General features: G+C 66.8%; 14 protein-coding genes. 10 read left to right on the top strand and 4 right to left on the bottom strand.

Annotated elements, in window-relative coordinates; genetic code table 11:
- Window positions 1-1,021: cysteine--tRNA ligase (cysS, locus tag ACLFQI_RS05545; RefSeq protein ID WP_410757884.1), on the bottom strand; the 1,021-nt coding region annotated here is incomplete at its 3' end.
- A 148-nt stretch (window positions 1,022-1,169) separates the two neighbouring features.
- Here cysS and ACLFQI_RS05540 point away from each other — a divergent pair.
- Together ACLFQI_RS05540 and ACLFQI_RS05535 are read left to right on the top strand one after the other, a co-directional pair.
- Window positions 1,170-1,658, top strand: a complete 489-nt coding sequence (locus ACLFQI_RS05540; RefSeq protein ID WP_410757883.1) for a peptidylprolyl isomerase — start codon at window positions 1,170-1,172, stop codon at window positions 1,656-1,658.
- 2 nt (window positions 1,659-1,660) lie between these two features.
- Entirely contained in the window at window positions 1,661-2,467 is an 807-nt protein-coding gene (locus ACLFQI_RS05535; RefSeq protein ID WP_410757882.1) for a UDP-2,3-diacylglucosamine diphosphatase, read from the top strand.
- On the opposite strand, the gene ACLFQI_RS05530 is transcribed toward ACLFQI_RS05535, so the two are convergent.
- From ACLFQI_RS05530 to ACLFQI_RS05520, 3 genes are read right to left on the bottom strand one after another with little or no spacing between them, the layout of a single operon-like run.
- Window positions 2,464-2,817, bottom strand: a complete 354-nt coding sequence (locus ACLFQI_RS05530) for a hypothetical protein (protein ID WP_410757881.1) — start codon at window positions 2,815-2,817, stop codon at window positions 2,464-2,466. The genes ACLFQI_RS05535 and ACLFQI_RS05530 overlap by 4 nt on opposite strands.
- A 45-nt stretch (window positions 2,818-2,862) precedes the next feature.
- Window positions 2,863-3,972, bottom strand: coding sequence for a phytoene/squalene synthase family protein (locus ACLFQI_RS05525; protein WP_410757880.1), 1,110 nt, complete (start codon window positions 3,970-3,972; stop codon window positions 2,863-2,865).
- Entirely contained in the window at window positions 3,965-5,461 is a 1,497-nt protein-coding gene (locus tag ACLFQI_RS05520; RefSeq protein WP_410757885.1) for a phytoene desaturase, read from the bottom strand. Before ACLFQI_RS05520 ends, ACLFQI_RS05525 begins: the two co-directional genes overlap by 8 nt.
- A gap of 335 nt (window positions 5,462-5,796) precedes the next feature.
- On the opposite strand from ACLFQI_RS05520, the gene ACLFQI_RS05515 reads away from it, so the two are divergent.
- The 8 genes from ACLFQI_RS05515 to ACLFQI_RS05480 form a co-directional block, all read left to right on the top strand.
- On the top strand, window positions 5,797-7,803 hold the full coding sequence (locus ACLFQI_RS05515; protein ID WP_410757879.1) for a DUF2868 domain-containing protein: 2,007 nt from the start codon (window positions 5,797-5,799) through the stop codon (window positions 7,801-7,803).
- Window positions 7,803-9,242 carry a GTPase/DUF3482 domain-containing protein gene (locus ACLFQI_RS05510; protein WP_410757878.1) on the top strand — a complete coding sequence of 480 codons (1,440 nt, stop codon included), beginning with the start codon at window positions 7,803-7,805 and terminating at the stop codon, window positions 9,240-9,242. Before ACLFQI_RS05515 ends, ACLFQI_RS05510 begins: the two co-directional genes overlap by 1 nt.
- A gap of 9 nt (window positions 9,243-9,251) precedes the next feature.
- Window positions 9,252-12,062 (top strand): monovalent cation/H+ antiporter subunit A, encoded by a 2,811-nt coding sequence (locus ACLFQI_RS05505; RefSeq protein WP_410757877.1) that lies wholly within the window; start codon window positions 9,252-9,254, stop codon window positions 12,060-12,062.
- A complete protein-coding gene (locus ACLFQI_RS05500) occupies window positions 12,062-12,388 on the top strand; it encodes a Na+/H+ antiporter subunit C (RefSeq protein WP_410757876.1) in 327 nt (108 codons plus the stop codon). Before ACLFQI_RS05505 ends, ACLFQI_RS05500 begins: the two co-directional genes overlap by 1 nt.
- The gene (locus ACLFQI_RS05495) at window positions 12,385-14,034 is read left to right on the top strand and encodes a monovalent cation/H+ antiporter subunit D (RefSeq protein ID WP_410757875.1); all 1,650 of its coding nucleotides are present in this window, start codon (window positions 12,385-12,387) and stop codon (window positions 14,032-14,034) included. The genes ACLFQI_RS05500 and ACLFQI_RS05495 overlap by 4 nt, the downstream gene beginning before the upstream one ends.
- The gene (locus ACLFQI_RS05490) at window positions 14,031-14,522 is read left to right on the top strand and encodes a Na+/H+ antiporter subunit E (protein ID WP_410757874.1); all 492 of its coding nucleotides are present in this window, start codon (window positions 14,031-14,033) and stop codon (window positions 14,520-14,522) included. The genes ACLFQI_RS05495 and ACLFQI_RS05490 overlap by 4 nt, the downstream gene beginning before the upstream one ends.
- A 219-nt stretch (window positions 14,523-14,741) precedes the next feature.
- Window positions 14,742-15,038: a K+/H+ antiporter subunit F gene (locus ACLFQI_RS05485; RefSeq protein WP_410757873.1), complete on the top strand. Its 297-nt coding sequence runs from the start codon at window positions 14,742-14,744 to the stop codon at window positions 15,036-15,038.
- Window positions 15,039-15,048: 10 nt separating this feature from the next.
- On the top strand, window positions 15,049-15,387 hold a 339-nt coding region (locus ACLFQI_RS05480; protein ID WP_410757872.1), incomplete at its 3' end, for a Na+/H+ antiporter subunit G.

Genomic DNA, 15,387 nt, shown 5'->3' with positions numbered 1-15,387 from the left:
CTCGCTCCCCAACTCGCTCCCCAACTCGCTCCTCGACCGCCGGCAAGCCGCGCAGCGCCGTGTACAGGCGCGTGAGCGCGGCGCGCGCGCCATCGAGCTGGCTGTCGTCATAGTTGAGCGGGCTGCGATAGTGACTGCTGAGGATGAAGTAACGCACCTCCTCGGCCTGGTAGCGCGCCAGGATCTCGCGCACGGTGAAGAAATTGCCCAGCGACTTCGACATCTTCTCGTCGTTGATGCGCACGAAGCCATTGTGAATCCAGACATTGACGAAGGGCTCGCCGGTCGCGCCCTCGGACTGCGCGATCTCGTTTTCGTGATGCGGGAATTGCAGATCGGCACCGCCGCCGTGGAGATCGAAATGGTTGCCGAGCCGGCAGGTCGACATCGCCGAGCATTCGATGTGCCAGCCCGGCCGCCCCTCGCCCCAGGGCGCGGACCAGGCCGGTTCGCCCGGCTTGGCGGCCTTCCAGAGCGCGAAGTCGAGCGGATCGCGTTTGGCCTCCCCCACCTCGACCCGAGCCCCGGCGCGCAGATCGCTCGGGTCCTTGCCGGACAGGCGTCCGTAGCCTGGAAAGCTGGCGACCGCGTAGTAGACATCGCCATTGGCGGCGACATAGGCATGCCCGTTGTCGATCAGCCGCTCGATCATCGCGACGATCTCGTCGATATGGGCGGTGGCGCGCGGCTCGTCGGTCGGCGGCAGGACCCCGAGCGCGGCGGCGTCCTCGTGCATGGCGCCGATGAAACGCTCGGTCAGCGCCGTGAAGGCCTCCTCGTTGGCGGCGGCGCGGGCGAGAATCTTGTCGTCGATGTCGGTGATATTGCGCACATAGGTCACCTCGTAGCCGCTGCGCATCAGCCAGCGGTAGATCACATCGAAGACCACCAGCACCCGCGCATGGCCGAGATGACAATAGTCGTAGACCGTCATGCCGCAGACGTACATACGAACCTTGCCGGGTTCGATCGGCTGAAAGGGGGCCTTGCGGCGGGTCAGGCTATTGTGGATCTGTAACATGGGCGGGTCTATCCAGGCGACGGAGACAACGATACTAACAAAGGGGACGGGTCGACCGAAACGCGGCCGAGGCGGCCAACCGGACGCCTCGACAGGGCATCTCGCGGCCAATTTTGATAAGCTGTCAGGAAACCATGGAGAATCCTTAATGATCAAACTCAGCACCAACCACGGCGACATCCTGCTCGAACTCGATCACGAGAACGCCCCGGCCACGGCCGCCAACTTCGAGCAGTACGTGCGCGATGGCCACTATGACGGCACCCTGTTCCACCGCGTCATCAATGGCTTCATGATTCAAGGCGGCGGCATGGACGTCAATTTCGCCCCCAAGCCGACGCGCGCTCCGATCGAGAACGAGGCCAACAATGGGCTCAAGAACAAGGTCGGCACCATCGCCATGGCCCGCACCAACGATCCGCATTCGGCCTCGTCGCAGTTCTTCATCAATGTCGCCGACAACAGCTTCCTCGACCACCCGGGACAGGACGGCTGGGGCTACTGCGTCTTCGGCCGGGTGACCGAGGGCATGGATGTCGTCAACGCCATCAAGGAGAGCAAGACCGGCGACCGCCAAGGCCATCAAGACGTGCCGGTCGAGGACGTCATCATCGAGAAGGCCGAGATCCTCGACTAGCCATGGCGAAATCGCCGCGCGCGGACGAGACCCTGTTCATCTCCGATCTGCATCTCTCGCCGCGCCGGCCGGCGCTGACCGAACTCTTCGTCGACTTCCTCGAACGCCGTGCGCTTGGCACGCGCCAGCTCTACATCCTCGGCGATCTCTTCGACGCCTGGATCGGCGATGACGACGATCCCCTGCCCGAGGTATGCGCGGCCTTGCGGCGGCTGACCGGCCAAGGCACGCGCTGCGCGCTCATGCATGGCAATCGCGATTTCCTCATCGGCCGCCGCTTCGCGCGGGCGACGGGCTGCGATCTCGTCCGCGATCCTCACCGCATCCGGCTCGGCGATGAGCCGATCCTGTTGATGCACGGCGATCTCCTCTGCACCGACGACATCGCCTATCAGCGCTTCCGCCGGCGCGTGCGCAACCCGGTGGTCCGGCGCCTGTTTCTCTGGCTGCCGCTAGACAAGCGCCGCCGCATCGCGGCGGATTATCGACAACGCAGCGGCGCGGCGATGGCGGGCAAGGCGGCCGAGATCATGGATGTGAACCATGCCGAGGTCAGCACGCGGATGCGTCGCTGCGGGGTTCGCCGGCTGATCCATGGGCATACCCACCGGCCCCAGGATCATGCCTTCAGCCTCGATGGACAGCCCGCCACGCGGCATGTGTTGGCGGACTGGCAAGACCGGCGCGGCGCGGCGCTGGTGCATCGGGCTGGCGGCTGGCGGCGCGAGCCTTGGGTCGGCGGCGGTGCCGACCATGACCGCCGCTCGAATCGGCCAGCAGCGGCGGGACCGAGACAGGGACCGGCCTAGTCGTCCGTTAGATCGAGCCCCAGCTTGTTGTAGTAGGTCCGAATCATGATCCAGCTGGTATAGGCCGCGGTCAGCGTCAGCAGCCCGAACAGATCGAACAGCGTCAGATGTTGCTTGAGATCGGTCAGGAAGTAGCCGCCGATCAACAGCAGCGAGGCAAAGCCGCCATAGAGCAGGACCAAGGGCAGGAAGGTCACCCCCATCGAGGTCAAGACCGGATCGATCTCCGGCAGGCCGCCGTTGGCCTCGGCGCGCTCGCGGGCACTGATCACCCTGCGCCGATGCTGCGCGCCGCGCCGGAAGTAAAAGGCGCCGAGCGCCAGTGCCAGGATGCCGATGTAGTAGCTCATGACCGGTGTCTGCCGTGTTGCTCTCTCGATGAACGGTCCTTGGCCTCAGGCCGCGCGTTCGGCTCCCAGCGATGCGGCCCGCTGACGCTCGTCCAGGCTCGCGAACAGATCCAGGACCCAGACCAGTTTCTCGCCAACCGACTGCGGGGCTTCCTGCCCCGTCGGGCGCTGGCTGCTGGCGCCTTGATTGGACCCGAGCACCGCGGCCCGTGACCGCGCCAGCCCGGCCTGCGCCGCCGCCGCGTTGACCAGGAACCGGTTCTCGGGCAACGCCGGATCGGCGCAGCTGCGTCCCGGGAAGGGCGTCGCGGCCACCGCCCGGCTCAATAGGGTCACCTTGCGCGCCGGCGCCACCACGGCGCGCGTGGTCACCGAATCGTAGCCCCTGCGCTCCACCTCGTGGCCGATCTCGGCATAGAGCAGGCGCGCGGCATAGATCCCCGGCCGACAGGCCACCGGCAGCTTGGCGATGCCGGATTCGGCGCGCTGATAGAGCGTCTCGGCCCGGTCCAGCACCCGCTTGACGACGGCGCCGACGGCCTCGTTGTAGCTGGGGTTCGCCAACCAGGCCTCGACATCCAGCCCGGCCTCGCGCAGCCAGGCCTTGGGCAGATAGACGCGCCCGTTGCGGGCATCCTCGCCGACATCGCGACAGATATTGGTCAGCTGCATGGCGCTGCCGAGATCGCAGGCGCGCGCCAGCACGTTCGGCGCGCGCACCCCCATGATCACGGTCATCATCGCGCCGACGGCGGCGGCCACCCGCGCCGAATAATCGAGCACGCCCTCGATGGTCTCGTAGTCGCGCCCGTCGGCGTCCCACTCGAAGCCTTCGAGCAGGGCCTCCGGCAGCGCGCGCGGCACCTCGAAGCGCTCGACCGTGGCCGCGAAGGCGCGATCCGGCGCCAACTCGCGCGGCCGGCCCCGATAGACGCGGTCGAGGCGCTCGCGCAGCTCGGCGAGCGCCGCCTGCCGATCGCGCCGCTCGTCGATCGCGTCGTCGGCGACGCGGCAGAACGCATACAGCGCCGCCGCCGGATCGCGGATCATCTTGGGCAGGAAGAAGGAGGCGGCGAAGAACGACTTCGAGCCGTTGCTCAGCAACTGCCGGCAGGCAGCCAGATCCGCCGCGTCCGAGGTTTTGATTTCATGCAAAAACAGAGGCATCGGGGACCACCGTATCCAGTACTCGCGCTGTCGAGATGACGCCCGGCACACCCGCTCCGGGATGGGTGCCAGCGCCGACCAGGTAAAGACGTTCGACCTCTTCGCTTTTGTTGTGCGGGCGAAACCAAGCGCTCTGCATGAGCACCGGTTCCAGACTGAAACCAGCGCCCTTGACCGAGCACAGGCGCTGTTCGAAATCCTTGGGCGTGGTGACCCGCGACACCGCGAGCTGCGCCTCGAGATCCGGCAGCAGGGTGTCGGACAGATAGGCCGAGAGGGCGCGTCGATAAGGCTCGGCACGCTCGGCCCAATCGACATCGGCATCGAGATGCGGCACCGGGGCGAGCGCATAGAAGGTGTCGCAGCCTTCCGGCGCCAAGGCCGGATCGGTCGCCGTCGGGCGGTGCAGGTAGAGGCTGAAGTCGTCCGCGAGCACCTTGCGATCGAAGATGTCCCGCAACAGCGCCTTGTAACGCGGGCCGAGCATGATCGTATGATGCTTGACCTCCTCATAGCGGCGCTTGGTGCCGAAGTACCAGACGAACAGGCCGTTCGAGTAGCGTGCCTTATCGAGCTTGGCGTCGGTCCAGTGCTTGCGCTCGATGCCCGGCAGCAGATGCTTGTAGGTCCAGGCGACATCGGCATTGGAGACGACGATATCGGCGCCGATGTGTTCGCCGTCCTTGAGCTTGACGCCGGTCGCCTTGCCGTTCTCGACGCTGATCTCGGTGACCTCGGCGTTGAGGCGCAGGGTGCCGCCCTGGCCCTGGATCAGATCGACCAGGCCGTTGACGATGGCGCCGGTGCCGCCCATCGCCGAGTGCACGCCCCAGTGCCGTTCGAGGTAGGAGATCAGCGTGTAAATCGAGGTGACGGTGAACGGATTGCCGCCGATCAGCAGCGGATGGAACGAGAGCGCGACCCGCAGCCGCTCGTCCTTGACGTACTGCGAGACCATCGCATGGACGCTGCGATAGCTGCGCAGCTTGACCATCTTCGGCACGATACGCGCCATGTCCTGCCAGTGCGTGAACGGCACATGGCCGAGTTCGACGAAGCCGACCTGGAAGATCTCTTCGCTGGCCTTGAGGAAGCGCTCGTAGCCGGCGACATCGCTGGGCGCGAAGCGCTCGACCTGAGCGCGCATCGCATCGGCATCGCCATTGGTGTCGAAGATCGCGCCGTCATCGAAACGAATGCGATAGAAGGGATCCATCGGCCGCAGGTCGATCTCGTCCTGGAAACGGCGCCCGCACATCTCCCACAGCTCTTCGAGCAGGAAGGGCGCGGTGATGATGGTGGGACCGGCGTCGAAGGTGAAGCCATCGATCTCGTGCACATAGGCACGGCCGCCCGGCGCGTCCAGTTTCTCGACGACGGTCACCTGGTAACCGCGATGACCGAGGCGAATCGCGGCGGCGAGCCCGCCAAAGCCGCTACCAATAATCACGGCCCGAGGCTTGCGTTGCGCGTGCATGGCCTGCGCGGCGAGGGTCTCGGCCGGGGGTGGATCGATGGTCAATGTGTCAACTCAAGCTGATGTCAATCGTACATGACAGTATAGCAGCCGATTGTTTTCATGCACCAGTGCGAACGTCGATTCGCCGCGCGCTTGCCTTGCGTCAAGCCCCGGCGCGCGCGCCTTCCTATGCTCGATGCGTGCCGCGCGCTTGATCCCCGCACCATGCGCGGTATACCTTGCCAGCACTTGCAGGCATCTGCGGCCGTGGCATGACCGACGATTCCCTGCACCGAGCCATCCGGGCAGGCACTTCCACCAGTCAGACGCATTCCTAAGCTCTTCGACCATCCATGGAATCCTTTCTTCGGCGTCTCGCCTCACATCTCCAAGACGCTCGCAAGCGCAAGCCCCGCGCACTGCGCTGGCGCGTTCCAGACCTGATCGACTTCGACTACTACGTCGACGAAGACGAGCGCCTGCTGCACGAACATCCCGCGCAACGCAAACCGCTGGCCGAACGCGATCGTCGGCTCTACAAGGAGCGGATCGCGCCGATCGTCGGCGAGGACGACGCGCACACCACCAAGCATCGCAATCGCGCCCTGCGCTGGTGGCTGGAACTGCGCCGCGAGCAGGATGACCCGGCCGTCGCCGAGCTGCTGCCCGGCCAGGCCTTCGCGCGCGCCCAGCGCCTGGTGGCGACCCTGATGGGCGTGCTCGGTTTTCTCGCCGGCCTCGGCGTCGCCTCGACCCTGCTGCACTATGAAGGCGATTATCCGGTCAATGTCTCCTGGTATCTGTTCTGGCTGGTGCTGCTACAGCTGATCCTGGTCGGCTCCACGCTCGGCCTCTGGTACAGCCGCCGTTCGCGGCTGGTCAAGGGCGCGGTCCAGGATCTCTCGCTGCTCGGGCAACTGCTGAGACCGCTGTTCTCGCGCGCCGCGCGCTGGATCCAGAAGCAACGCCTGACGCACCTCGCGCCCGAGCTGCGCGAGCGGGCCAAGGCCCGGCAGGGGCTGGCGCAGGCCAACTATGCGCTCTATGGACCGGCCAGCTATCTCCCGGTCCTGGTGCCGGCGCAGGTCTTCGGCATCGGCTTCAATCTCGGCGCCATCCTCATGACCATGGCGCTGATCTGGTTCGTCGACCTCGGCTTCGGCTGGGGCTCGGCGATGAACATCAGCGCCGAGACCATCCAGGGCGTGGTGCGCACCATCGCGTTGCCCTGGAGCTGGTTGTTCGGCGAGGGCGTCGGCCTGCCGACGTTGGCAGACATCGCCGGCACCCGCATCAGCCTCAAGGACTCGCTGGCCGAGTTCGACGCCGCTCATCTGCGCTCCTGGCGTTGGTTCCTGGTGCTGGCGGTGTTCACCTATGGCCTGCTGCCCCGGCTTTTGTTGCTCGGTCTCTCGACTTTGAAGCAGCGGCTCGCCCTCGCCGCCTTGCCGTTCACGCACCAGAGCGCGCAGGCGCCCTACGCGCGCATGATCACCCCCAGCATCGAGACCCGCACCATCCGCGACGGCGCCGGCACGGAGATGCCGATCCCCGCGCTGCTGACGCCGCTGACCCGACCGACCTCGGCACCGCGACCGCCGAAGGCGCCGGCCGCGCCCGGAGCCACAGCTGCCCCCAAGGCGGACCAGGCAGCGCCCGCGAGTCCGGCTGTCTCGACCGGCGAGCCCGCGAGCGAATCGGCCGGCAAATCGCCTCCCGAACCGCCCGCAGCCGCCGAACCGCCAAGCGCGCGCCAGGCCGAGACGGTCGAGACGCCAACCGGAAAGCCCGCCGAGGCGCCGGCCGCGCCCCAGATCCCGCCGCCGGTGCCGAGCGAGCCCGACGCCGGACCGGCGGCGAGCGACGCGGACGTTTCCCCGCTTGGCGTCGCGGTGGATGCCGATGCCTGCCTCCTGCTGCTGCACGTCGACATCGCCGACCTGCTGGGGGATCAAACCCAGCAAGCCCGCCTGCAACAGCTCCTGCGCGCCCAGACCGGCTGGCGCGTGGCCGCCGCGGCCACCTATGGCGGCGGCCGTGCGATGACCGAACAAGCCATCGAGATGATCAACCAGGCCGGTTGGAGCGCCCCCCCGGCGCGCGTCGCGCTGATCCAGGACGGTTCCCAGCCGCCGATCACCGAGAATCTCCGTTTCCTTCGCCGGGTGCGCGCCGCCGCCGGCGAACAGGCGCAGGTGCTGTTGGCGCTGACCGGCGATTCCGAGGACGAGGATGATCCGCTGCCGCCCTTGAGCGAATTCGATTTCGCCGATTGGCAGCGCAAGATCGAGCAGATGGGCGATCCCTATCTGCGTCTGGTGATGCTGGTGCCCGCCGAAGAAGATGATGAGGACCGCTGATGGACGCGCAGATCCCCACACTCGCCATCGTTGGTCATCCCAATGCCGGCAAGTCGTCCGTGGTCGCGACGCTGACCGAGAACGACCGCATCGCCATCGACAAGCGCGCCGGCACCACCACGCGCTCCGATCAATATCCGGTCGAGATCGACGGCAAGACCGTGTTGCGCTTCGTCGACACCCCGGGGTTCCAGAATCCCACCGATATCCTCGAATGGTTCCAACAGCATCCGAGCGACACCGATCTGGCGCGCGCCTTCGTCGAGGCGCATCGTCACGATCACCTCTACAGTCACGATTGCGCGCTGATGAAACCCATTGCCGAGGGCGCCGGCATCATCCTGGTGGTCGACGGCTCCAAGCGGATCAAGGAAAAGGACCGCACCGAGATGGAATTGCTGCGCCTCACCGGTCGGCCACGCATGGCGATCTTCAATAACCTTTCGGCCAACGACAAATACATTGCGGCCTGGCAGGATGCGCTGAACAAGTCGTTCAACTCGGTGCGCATGTTCAACGCGCACCGCGCGACCTATGCCGAACGCATCGCGCTGCTGAATGCCCTCAAGACCATCGATCAGCGCTGGGAGCCGATGCTGGACGAAACCGTGCGCGCCTTCGAGCGTGACTGGGAACGGCGCATCGAACAGAGCGTCACCAGTATCCTGAAACTACTGCGCAAGGCATTGACCTATAAGGTCGTCAAGATCATCAAGACGAATGACCTGGATTCCGATCAGGATCGCGAACAGATCCGCCAGCGTTTGACCGAAGGCCTGCAGGAAGGGCTGCGCACGCTCGAGCACGAGGCCCAGGCCGAGATCCGCGAGCATTTCAAGCACCATGTCTGGAATGTCTCGCCCAGCTCCTTGCTGGTCAAGGATCTGTTCTCGAACGAGGTCGAGAGCAGGCTCGGCCTCAATCGCCATCAGACGGTGCTCGCCAGCGCCGCCGCTGGAGCGGCCACCGGCGGCGCCCTCGATCTCGGCATCGGGGGCCTCTCGTTTGGCGCCGGCACCCTGATCGGCGCTAGCATCGGCGGCGTGCTCGGCGTGCTCGGCACCTCGCAACTGGCCAAGCTCGATATCAAGCGTACCCTCGGTGTCGAGCGCTTCACGCTGGGGCCGGTCAGCAACCCGCGTTTCCCGTTCATCCTGCTCGATCGCAGCATCCTCTACTGCGCGCGCGCGATGAACTGGGCCCACGGCCGCCAGGCCGCCGACGAGAACGCCCCCAACCGCGTGCCCGATCAGTCCGCGAAGGTCCCTCGGGGCTTCGCCGAGGCGCTCGACAGCGAGGATCACAAGACGCTGGCGAAATTCTTCGCCGCCGCGCGCAAGGGCAAGGACTGCCCGCAGGAGCAACGCGTGCGCGAGATCATCCACGGCCTCCTGCGGGATCTCTCCACCGACAAGATCGACAGCCGCGCCGACCTCTAACCGACACCGATGACCCCGCTGCCGCTGATCGTCCTGATCCCGTTCGTCGGCGCCCTGTTACCGCCCTGGGCGGTCACCGCCGGACGGCTCTGGTCGGCCTGGGTCACCGGCGGCGTCGCCTTGTCGGCATTGGCGCTGCTGCTCGCCCCAGCCCGGGCGGTGATGCGGGGCGAGACGCTGATCTGGCAACTCGACTGGCTGCCGGCGCTGGGATTGTCGCTCGGCTTCCGCCTGGACGGGCTGGCGTTGCTGTTCGCGCTGATGATCCTGGTCATCGGCCTGCTGGTGATCCTCTACGCGCGCTGGTATCTCGCCGAGCAGGACCCGATGGGCCGGTTCTACGCCTATCTGCTGTTGTTCATGGGCGCGATGCTCGGGCTGGTGATGTCCGAGAACCTGATCCAGCTGTTGATGTTCTGGGAGTTGACCAGTGTCAGTTCGTTTTTGCTGATCAGCTACTGGCGCCAGCGCGAGGACGCGCGGCGCGGCGCGCGCATGGCGCTCGCGATCACCGGCGGCGGCGGTCTGGCGCTGCTCGGCGGCATCCTGCTGCTCGGCGAGATCGTCGGCAGCTATGAGCTGAGCGCCGTGCTCGCGGCCTCCGAGCGCATCCACGCGCATCCGCTCTATGTGCCGGCCCTGGTGCTGATCCTGCTCGGGGTGTTCACCAAGTCGGCGCAGTTCCCGTTCCATTTCTGGCTGCCGCACGCGATGGCGGCGCCGACGCCGGTCAGCGCCTATCTGCATTCGGCGACCATGGTCAAGGCCGGGGTCTTCCTGCTCGCACGCCTGTTTCCGGCGCTCTCCGGCTCCGAGGCCTGGACCTGGCTGGTCGCGCCCACCGGCATGGCGACGCTGCTGATCGGCGCCTATACCGCGCTGCACAAGCACGACCTCAAGGGCCTGCTGGCCTATTCGACCATCAGCCATCTCGGCCTGATCACGCTGCTGTTCGGCATCGGCACGCCGCTGGCGGCGGTCGCCGGGGTGTTCCACGTCATGAACCACGCTACCTTCAAGGCCTCGCTGTTCATGGCCGCCGGCATCATCGACCACGCCGCCGGCACGCGCGATATGCGCCGCCTGGCCGGTCTCTGGCAGTGCCTGCCGCAGACCGGCCTGCTGGCGATGATCGCCGCCGCCGCCATGGCCGGGGTGCCGCTGCTCAATGGCTTCCTGTCGAAGGAGATGTTCTTCGAGAAGACCGTCTACATGGCGACCTTCGAGGAGAGCACCTGGCTGCTGCCGGTACTGGCGACCATCGCCGGCGCGCTCGCGGTCGCCTACTCGCTGCGCTTCATCCACGATGTCTTCTTCAACGGCACGCCGACCGACCTGCCGCGCAGCCCGCATGAGCCCGCGCGTTGGATGCGCGTGCCGGTCGAGATCTTGGTGGTGATCTGTATCGCGGTCGGCATCCTTCCGAGCCTGACCTTCGGGCCGCTGCTGGCGGTCGCGGCCGGCGCCACGCTGCAGGCGCCGCTGCCCGCTTACAGCCTCAAGGTCTGGCATGGCTTCACGCCGGCGCTTGGCATGAGCATGCTGGCGCTGGCCGGCGGCGTGCTGATCTATGCGCTTCGCCGGCCGTTGTTCCGCTGGCACGAGCGCCTGTTCGACCGTATCGATGCGCGGTTGCTGTTCGAGGCCTGGGAGCGCGCGCTGGTGCGGGGCGGCCGCCTGCTCGACCGCCTGATCCATCGCCGCTCGCTGCCCTTCATGCTCGTGGTGCTGATCATCGCCGCCGCGAGCATGCTGCTGCTGGGCCTCTGGGGCACGCCGCTGACCGGCGGCGTCTCGCTGACGCCGCTCGATCCGGTCAGCGCGGTCGCCGCCTTCGGTCTTGCGGTTGGCGCCGTCGGCACCGTGATCCTGCATCGACAGCGCTGGACCGCGCTGGTGATGCTGAGCGTGGTGGGGCTGATCGTCGCGCTCGCCTTCGTCAAGTTCTCGGCGCCGGATCTGGCGCTCACCCAGCTCGCGGTGGAGATGGTGACCATCATCCTGCTGCTGCTGGCGTTGCACTTCCTGCCGGCCGAGACGCCGCGCGCGTCCTCATTGCCGCGCAACCTGCGCGATCTGCTGGTGGCGCTGCTCGGCGGCGGCCTGACCGCGGCGCTGACCTGGGCGGTGCTGACCCGTCCCTACGACAGCATCTCCGACTGGTTCCTGACCAACAGCCTGCCCGGTGGCGGCGGCACCAATGTCGTCAATGTCATCCTGGTCGATTTCCGTGGCTTCGACACCCTCGGCGAGATCACCGTGCTCGCGATCGCGGCGATCGGCATCTACATGATGCTGCGCGATCTGCGCCTCGAAGCACCGCGCACCGATGCCGAGGGCCGGCCCTGGAGCGGCGACACCCACCCGCTGATCCTGGCCACCTTCTCGCGTCTGCTGTTGCCGCTGGCGCTGATGGTCGCGGTGTTCATCCTGCTGCGCGGGCATCACCTGCCGGGCGGCGGCTTCATCGCCGGGCTCATCATCGCGGTGGCGCTGGTGATGCAGTATCTCGCCAATGGCATCGTCTGGACCCAGACGCGCCTGTCCGGCGAGCTGCATCCACTGATCGGCCTGGGTCTGCTGATCGCCACCGCCACCGAGCTCGGTAGCTGGTACTTCGGGGCGCCGTTCCTGACCTCGGCCCATGGTCATTGGCAGGTGCCGATCCTGGGCGAGATCGAGCTGGCCTCGGCGCTGCTGTTCGATCTCGGCGTGATGCTGGTCGTGATCGGCATCACCCTGGTCATCCTGATCCGCCTCGGCGACATCGGCCTGGAGCGACGCCGGCCGACACCCGTTCAGCGCGCGCCGACTCCCTGATGGAAGCGCTCCTCGCCCTGGTCGTTGGTCTGCTCGCCGGTTGCGGCCTCTATCTGCTGTTACGCGCACGCACCTTCCCGGTCGTGCTCGGTATCACGCTGCTCTCCTATGCGGTGAATCTGTTCCTGTTCGCGATGGGACGCCTGCGCATCGGCGTGCCGGCGATCATCGAGCCGGGCCGCTCGACCTATGCCGATCCGCTGCCGCAGGCGCTGGTGCTGACCGCGATCGTGATCGGCTTCGGCATGACCGCCTTCGTCGTCGTGCTCGCCTTGCGCGCGCGCGCCGATCTCGGCAACGACCAGGTCGACGGACGCGAGCCATGAGCGCCGTCGCCCATGTCGTGATCGCGCCGATCCTGGTGCCGCTGCTGACCGGCACGCTGTTGGTGCTGCTGCGCGGCAGCGCCACGCCCCTGCGACGCACCCTCAGCATGCTCGGCGTGCAGGTGTTGCTCGGCGTCTCGCTGTGGCTGCTGTTGCAGGTCGCCGACGGCGAGATCCTGGTCTACCCGCTGGGCCGCTGGGCCGCGCCCCATGGCATCGTGCTGGTCGCCGACCGGCTCGCGGCCGGGATGGTGCTGCTGACCTCGGTGCTGGCGCTGTTCGCGATGATGCACGCGATCCAGGGCAGCGATCGCCGGGGCCGCCAGTTCCATGTGCTGTTCCAGTTCCTGTTGATGGGACTGAACGGCGCCTTCCTGACCGGCGACCTGTTCAATCTCTTCGTCTTCTTCGAGATCCTGCTGCTCGCCTCCTACGGGCTGCTGCTGCATGGCGGCGGCGCGGCGCGCAGTCGCGCCGGACTGCATTATGTGGTGATCAACCTGGTCGGTTCGAGCCTGTTCCTGTTCGCGGTGGGCACCCTCTACGGCGTGCTCGGCACCCTCAACATGGCCGATCTCGCGCAGCGGGTCGCGGCGCTTGACGCGGACGATCTCGGGCTGGTGCGCGCGGCGGCGCTGTTGTTGTTCGTGGTGTTCGCCTTGAAGGCGGCGCTGGCGCCGCTGCATCTCTGGCTGCCCGGCGCCTATGCGGCGGCCGGGCCGGCCGCGGCCGCGCTGTTCGCGATCATGACCAAGGTCGGCGCCTATGCGATCCTGCGTGTCCATGGCTTGATCTTTGGCGCCGATGCCGGGCCGCTCGCCGGTCTGGTCGATCCCTGGCTGTTGGTGCTCGGGCTGGTCACCATCGTCGTCGGCACCCTGGGCGCGCTTGCCAGCCAGCGCCTGGCGCTCTTGGTCTCGCATCTGGTGGTGGTCTCGGCCGGGAGCATCCTGACCGCCTTCGGCCTCGGCGGCGAGGCGGCGCTCGCCGCCGGCCTCTACTACAGCTTCCAGTCGACCCTGGTCGCCGCTGCCCTGTTCATGCTCACCGAGAACGTCGCCCGCACGCGCGGCGCCTTCGGCGACGAGTTGCGCGCCGGGCCGATGCTGCCGGCGGCGAATCTGCTCGGCGGGCTGTTCCTGGTGCTGGCGCTCGCGGTCGCCGGTCTGCCGCCGCTGTCGGGCTTCATCGGCAAGCTGCTGATCCTTCAGGCCAGCGTCGGCTCGCCGGCGCTGCCCTGGGTCATGGTCATCGTGCTGAGCACCGGCCTGTTGACGCTGATGATCCTGGCCCGGGCCGGCAGCACCCTGTTCTTCAAGACCGACACCCATGCCGGTGCCGCGACCTTGCCCGATGTGACCAAGCTGGTGCCGGTCGCCGCGCTCGCCGGGATCAGCTTGCTGTTCGTCGTCTTCGCGCGTCCGATCCACGATTACGCACGGGCCGCGGCCGGGCAACTGGTCAGCCCCGCCGGATATCTCGATGCGGTGCTCAGCCCCGGGCCAGCCGCAGCCGCAGCACCAGTCGCAGCCCCAACCGCGACCCCAGCACCAACCGCAGCACCAGTCGCAGCCGAACTGGCCGCGCCCTGGGGCGAACCAACGCTCATTGACCAATCGCCCCAAGCCATGTCCGCACGCCGATGAAATCGTTCCTGCCGCACCCGCTTCTGTCGCTGATGCTGCTTGGCCTCTGGCTGCTGTTGGTCAATTCGGTCGCGCCCGGTCAGATCCTGCTCGGCGCGCTGCTGGCGTGGCTGATTCCGCTCTACACGGCGCGCTTCTGGACCGCGCAGGTGCGCATCCGCCGGCCGTTGGCGCTGCTGCGGCTTGCGGGTATCCTGCTCATCGATATCATCGTCGCCAACATCGCCGTCGCGCTGCTCATCCTGGGGCCGATGGCGCGCATCCAACCGGCCTTCATCCGCATACCGCTGCGCCTCAAGGGCAATGTCGGCATTAGCCTGCTGGCGAATATCGTGACCTTGACGCCCGGCACCCTGTCCGCCTCGCTCAGTCCTGACCGCAGCGAACTCATCATCCATGCGTTGCAGGGGCGCGATCCCGAGGCGATCATCGCCACCATCCGCAAGCGCTATGAACAGCCCCTGCTCGATGCGTTGGAGCAGACTTGACCGCCGCGCCGGATGCTGCAAACCGAGCCACGGCATGCAAGTCCCGTAGAATGATCGCGAGCAGCGATCCCGTGTCGCGCGCGCCGGGCGATTGACGGAGATCGCCCAAGTTGCGCCCAGGTTGCGATCAGGTTGCGCCCAGGTTGCGACCCGGCCTGCCGATCAGCGCCCCACGCTGCGAAGGCGCTCATGCCGGCCGACAGTCAATGGAGATCAACGATGAACGAGTTGTTCGAAGTCGGATCGATCCTGAAGAATGCGCTTGCGATTGGGTTTTTCCTGGTGACCAGCGCGGTGCTGCTCTCGCTTTGGCGGCTCGTCATCGGGCCGAGCAAGCCTGATCGCATCCTGGCGCTGGATACGCTCTATGTGAATACGCTTGCGCTGCTGGTGTTGCTCGATATCAAGCTCGCCAGTAGCCTCTACTTCGAGGCCGCGCTACTGATCGCGCTGTTCGGTTTCGTGGGCACCGTTGCCCTCGCCAAGTTTCTCACCCGCGGCGACCTCATCGAATAGGAGTCAACCCATGGATCTGTTCATGGAATCCCTGATCGCGGCGCTGATCCTGATCGGCGCCGGCTTTACCTGCCTGGGCTCGATCGGGCTGGTGCGGCTGCGCGATTTCTATCAACGACTGCATACGCCGACCAAGGCCACCACCCTCGGCGTCGGCAGTCTGCTAATTGCCTCGGCGGTGTTTTTTAGCTGGCACGAGCCTGGGACCTCGTTGCACGAGGTTCTCGTCGCCGTCTTCCTGTTCATCACCGCCCCGGTCAGCGCGCACCTCATGGCCAAGGCCGCGCTCCATTTGCGCGAGCGCGGAGAAACCGGTCTGCCGCCGGAGACGACCCTGCAACGGCATGAT

This window comes from Halochromatium sp. (assembly GCF_046541315.1).
Classification (GTDB): Bacteria; Pseudomonadota; Gammaproteobacteria; order Chromatiales; family Chromatiaceae; genus Lamprobacter.
Note: the sequence above shows the minus strand (reverse complement) of the source record. Positions and strands in the feature narration are given on the sequence as shown.

Coding starts and splice junctions, on each gene's coding strand:
- ACLFQI_RS05540 (WP_410757883.1), top strand. CDS start 1,170: ATGATCAAACTCAGCACCAACCACGGCGACATCCTGCTCGAACTCGAT.
- ACLFQI_RS05500 (WP_410757876.1), top strand. CDS start 12,062: ATGGAAGCGCTCCTCGCCCTGGTCGTTGGTCTGCTCGCCGGTTGCGGC.
- ACLFQI_RS05490 (WP_410757874.1), top strand. CDS start 14,031: ATGAAATCGTTCCTGCCGCACCCGCTTCTGTCGCTGATGCTGCTTGGC.
- ACLFQI_RS05515 (WP_410757879.1), top strand. CDS start 5,797: ATGGAATCCTTTCTTCGGCGTCTCGCCTCACATCTCCAAGACGCTCGC.
- ACLFQI_RS05530 (WP_410757881.1), bottom strand. CDS start 2,817: ATGAGCTACTACATCGGCATCCTGGCACTGGCGCTCGGCGCCTTTTAC.
- ACLFQI_RS05495 (WP_410757875.1), top strand. CDS start 12,385: ATGAGCGCCGTCGCCCATGTCGTGATCGCGCCGATCCTGGTGCCGCTG.
- ACLFQI_RS05535 (WP_410757882.1), top strand. CDS start 1,661: ATGGCGAAATCGCCGCGCGCGGACGAGACCCTGTTCATCTCCGATCTG.
- ACLFQI_RS05520 (WP_410757885.1), bottom strand. CDS start 5,461: ATGCACGCGCAACGCAAGCCTCGGGCCGTGATTATTGGTAGCGGCTTT.
- ACLFQI_RS05505 (WP_410757877.1), top strand. CDS start 9,252: ATGACCCCGCTGCCGCTGATCGTCCTGATCCCGTTCGTCGGCGCCCTG.
- ACLFQI_RS05510 (WP_410757878.1), top strand. CDS start 7,803: ATGGACGCGCAGATCCCCACACTCGCCATCGTTGGTCATCCCAATGCC.
- ACLFQI_RS05485 (WP_410757873.1), top strand. CDS start 14,742: ATGAACGAGTTGTTCGAAGTCGGATCGATCCTGAAGAATGCGCTTGCG.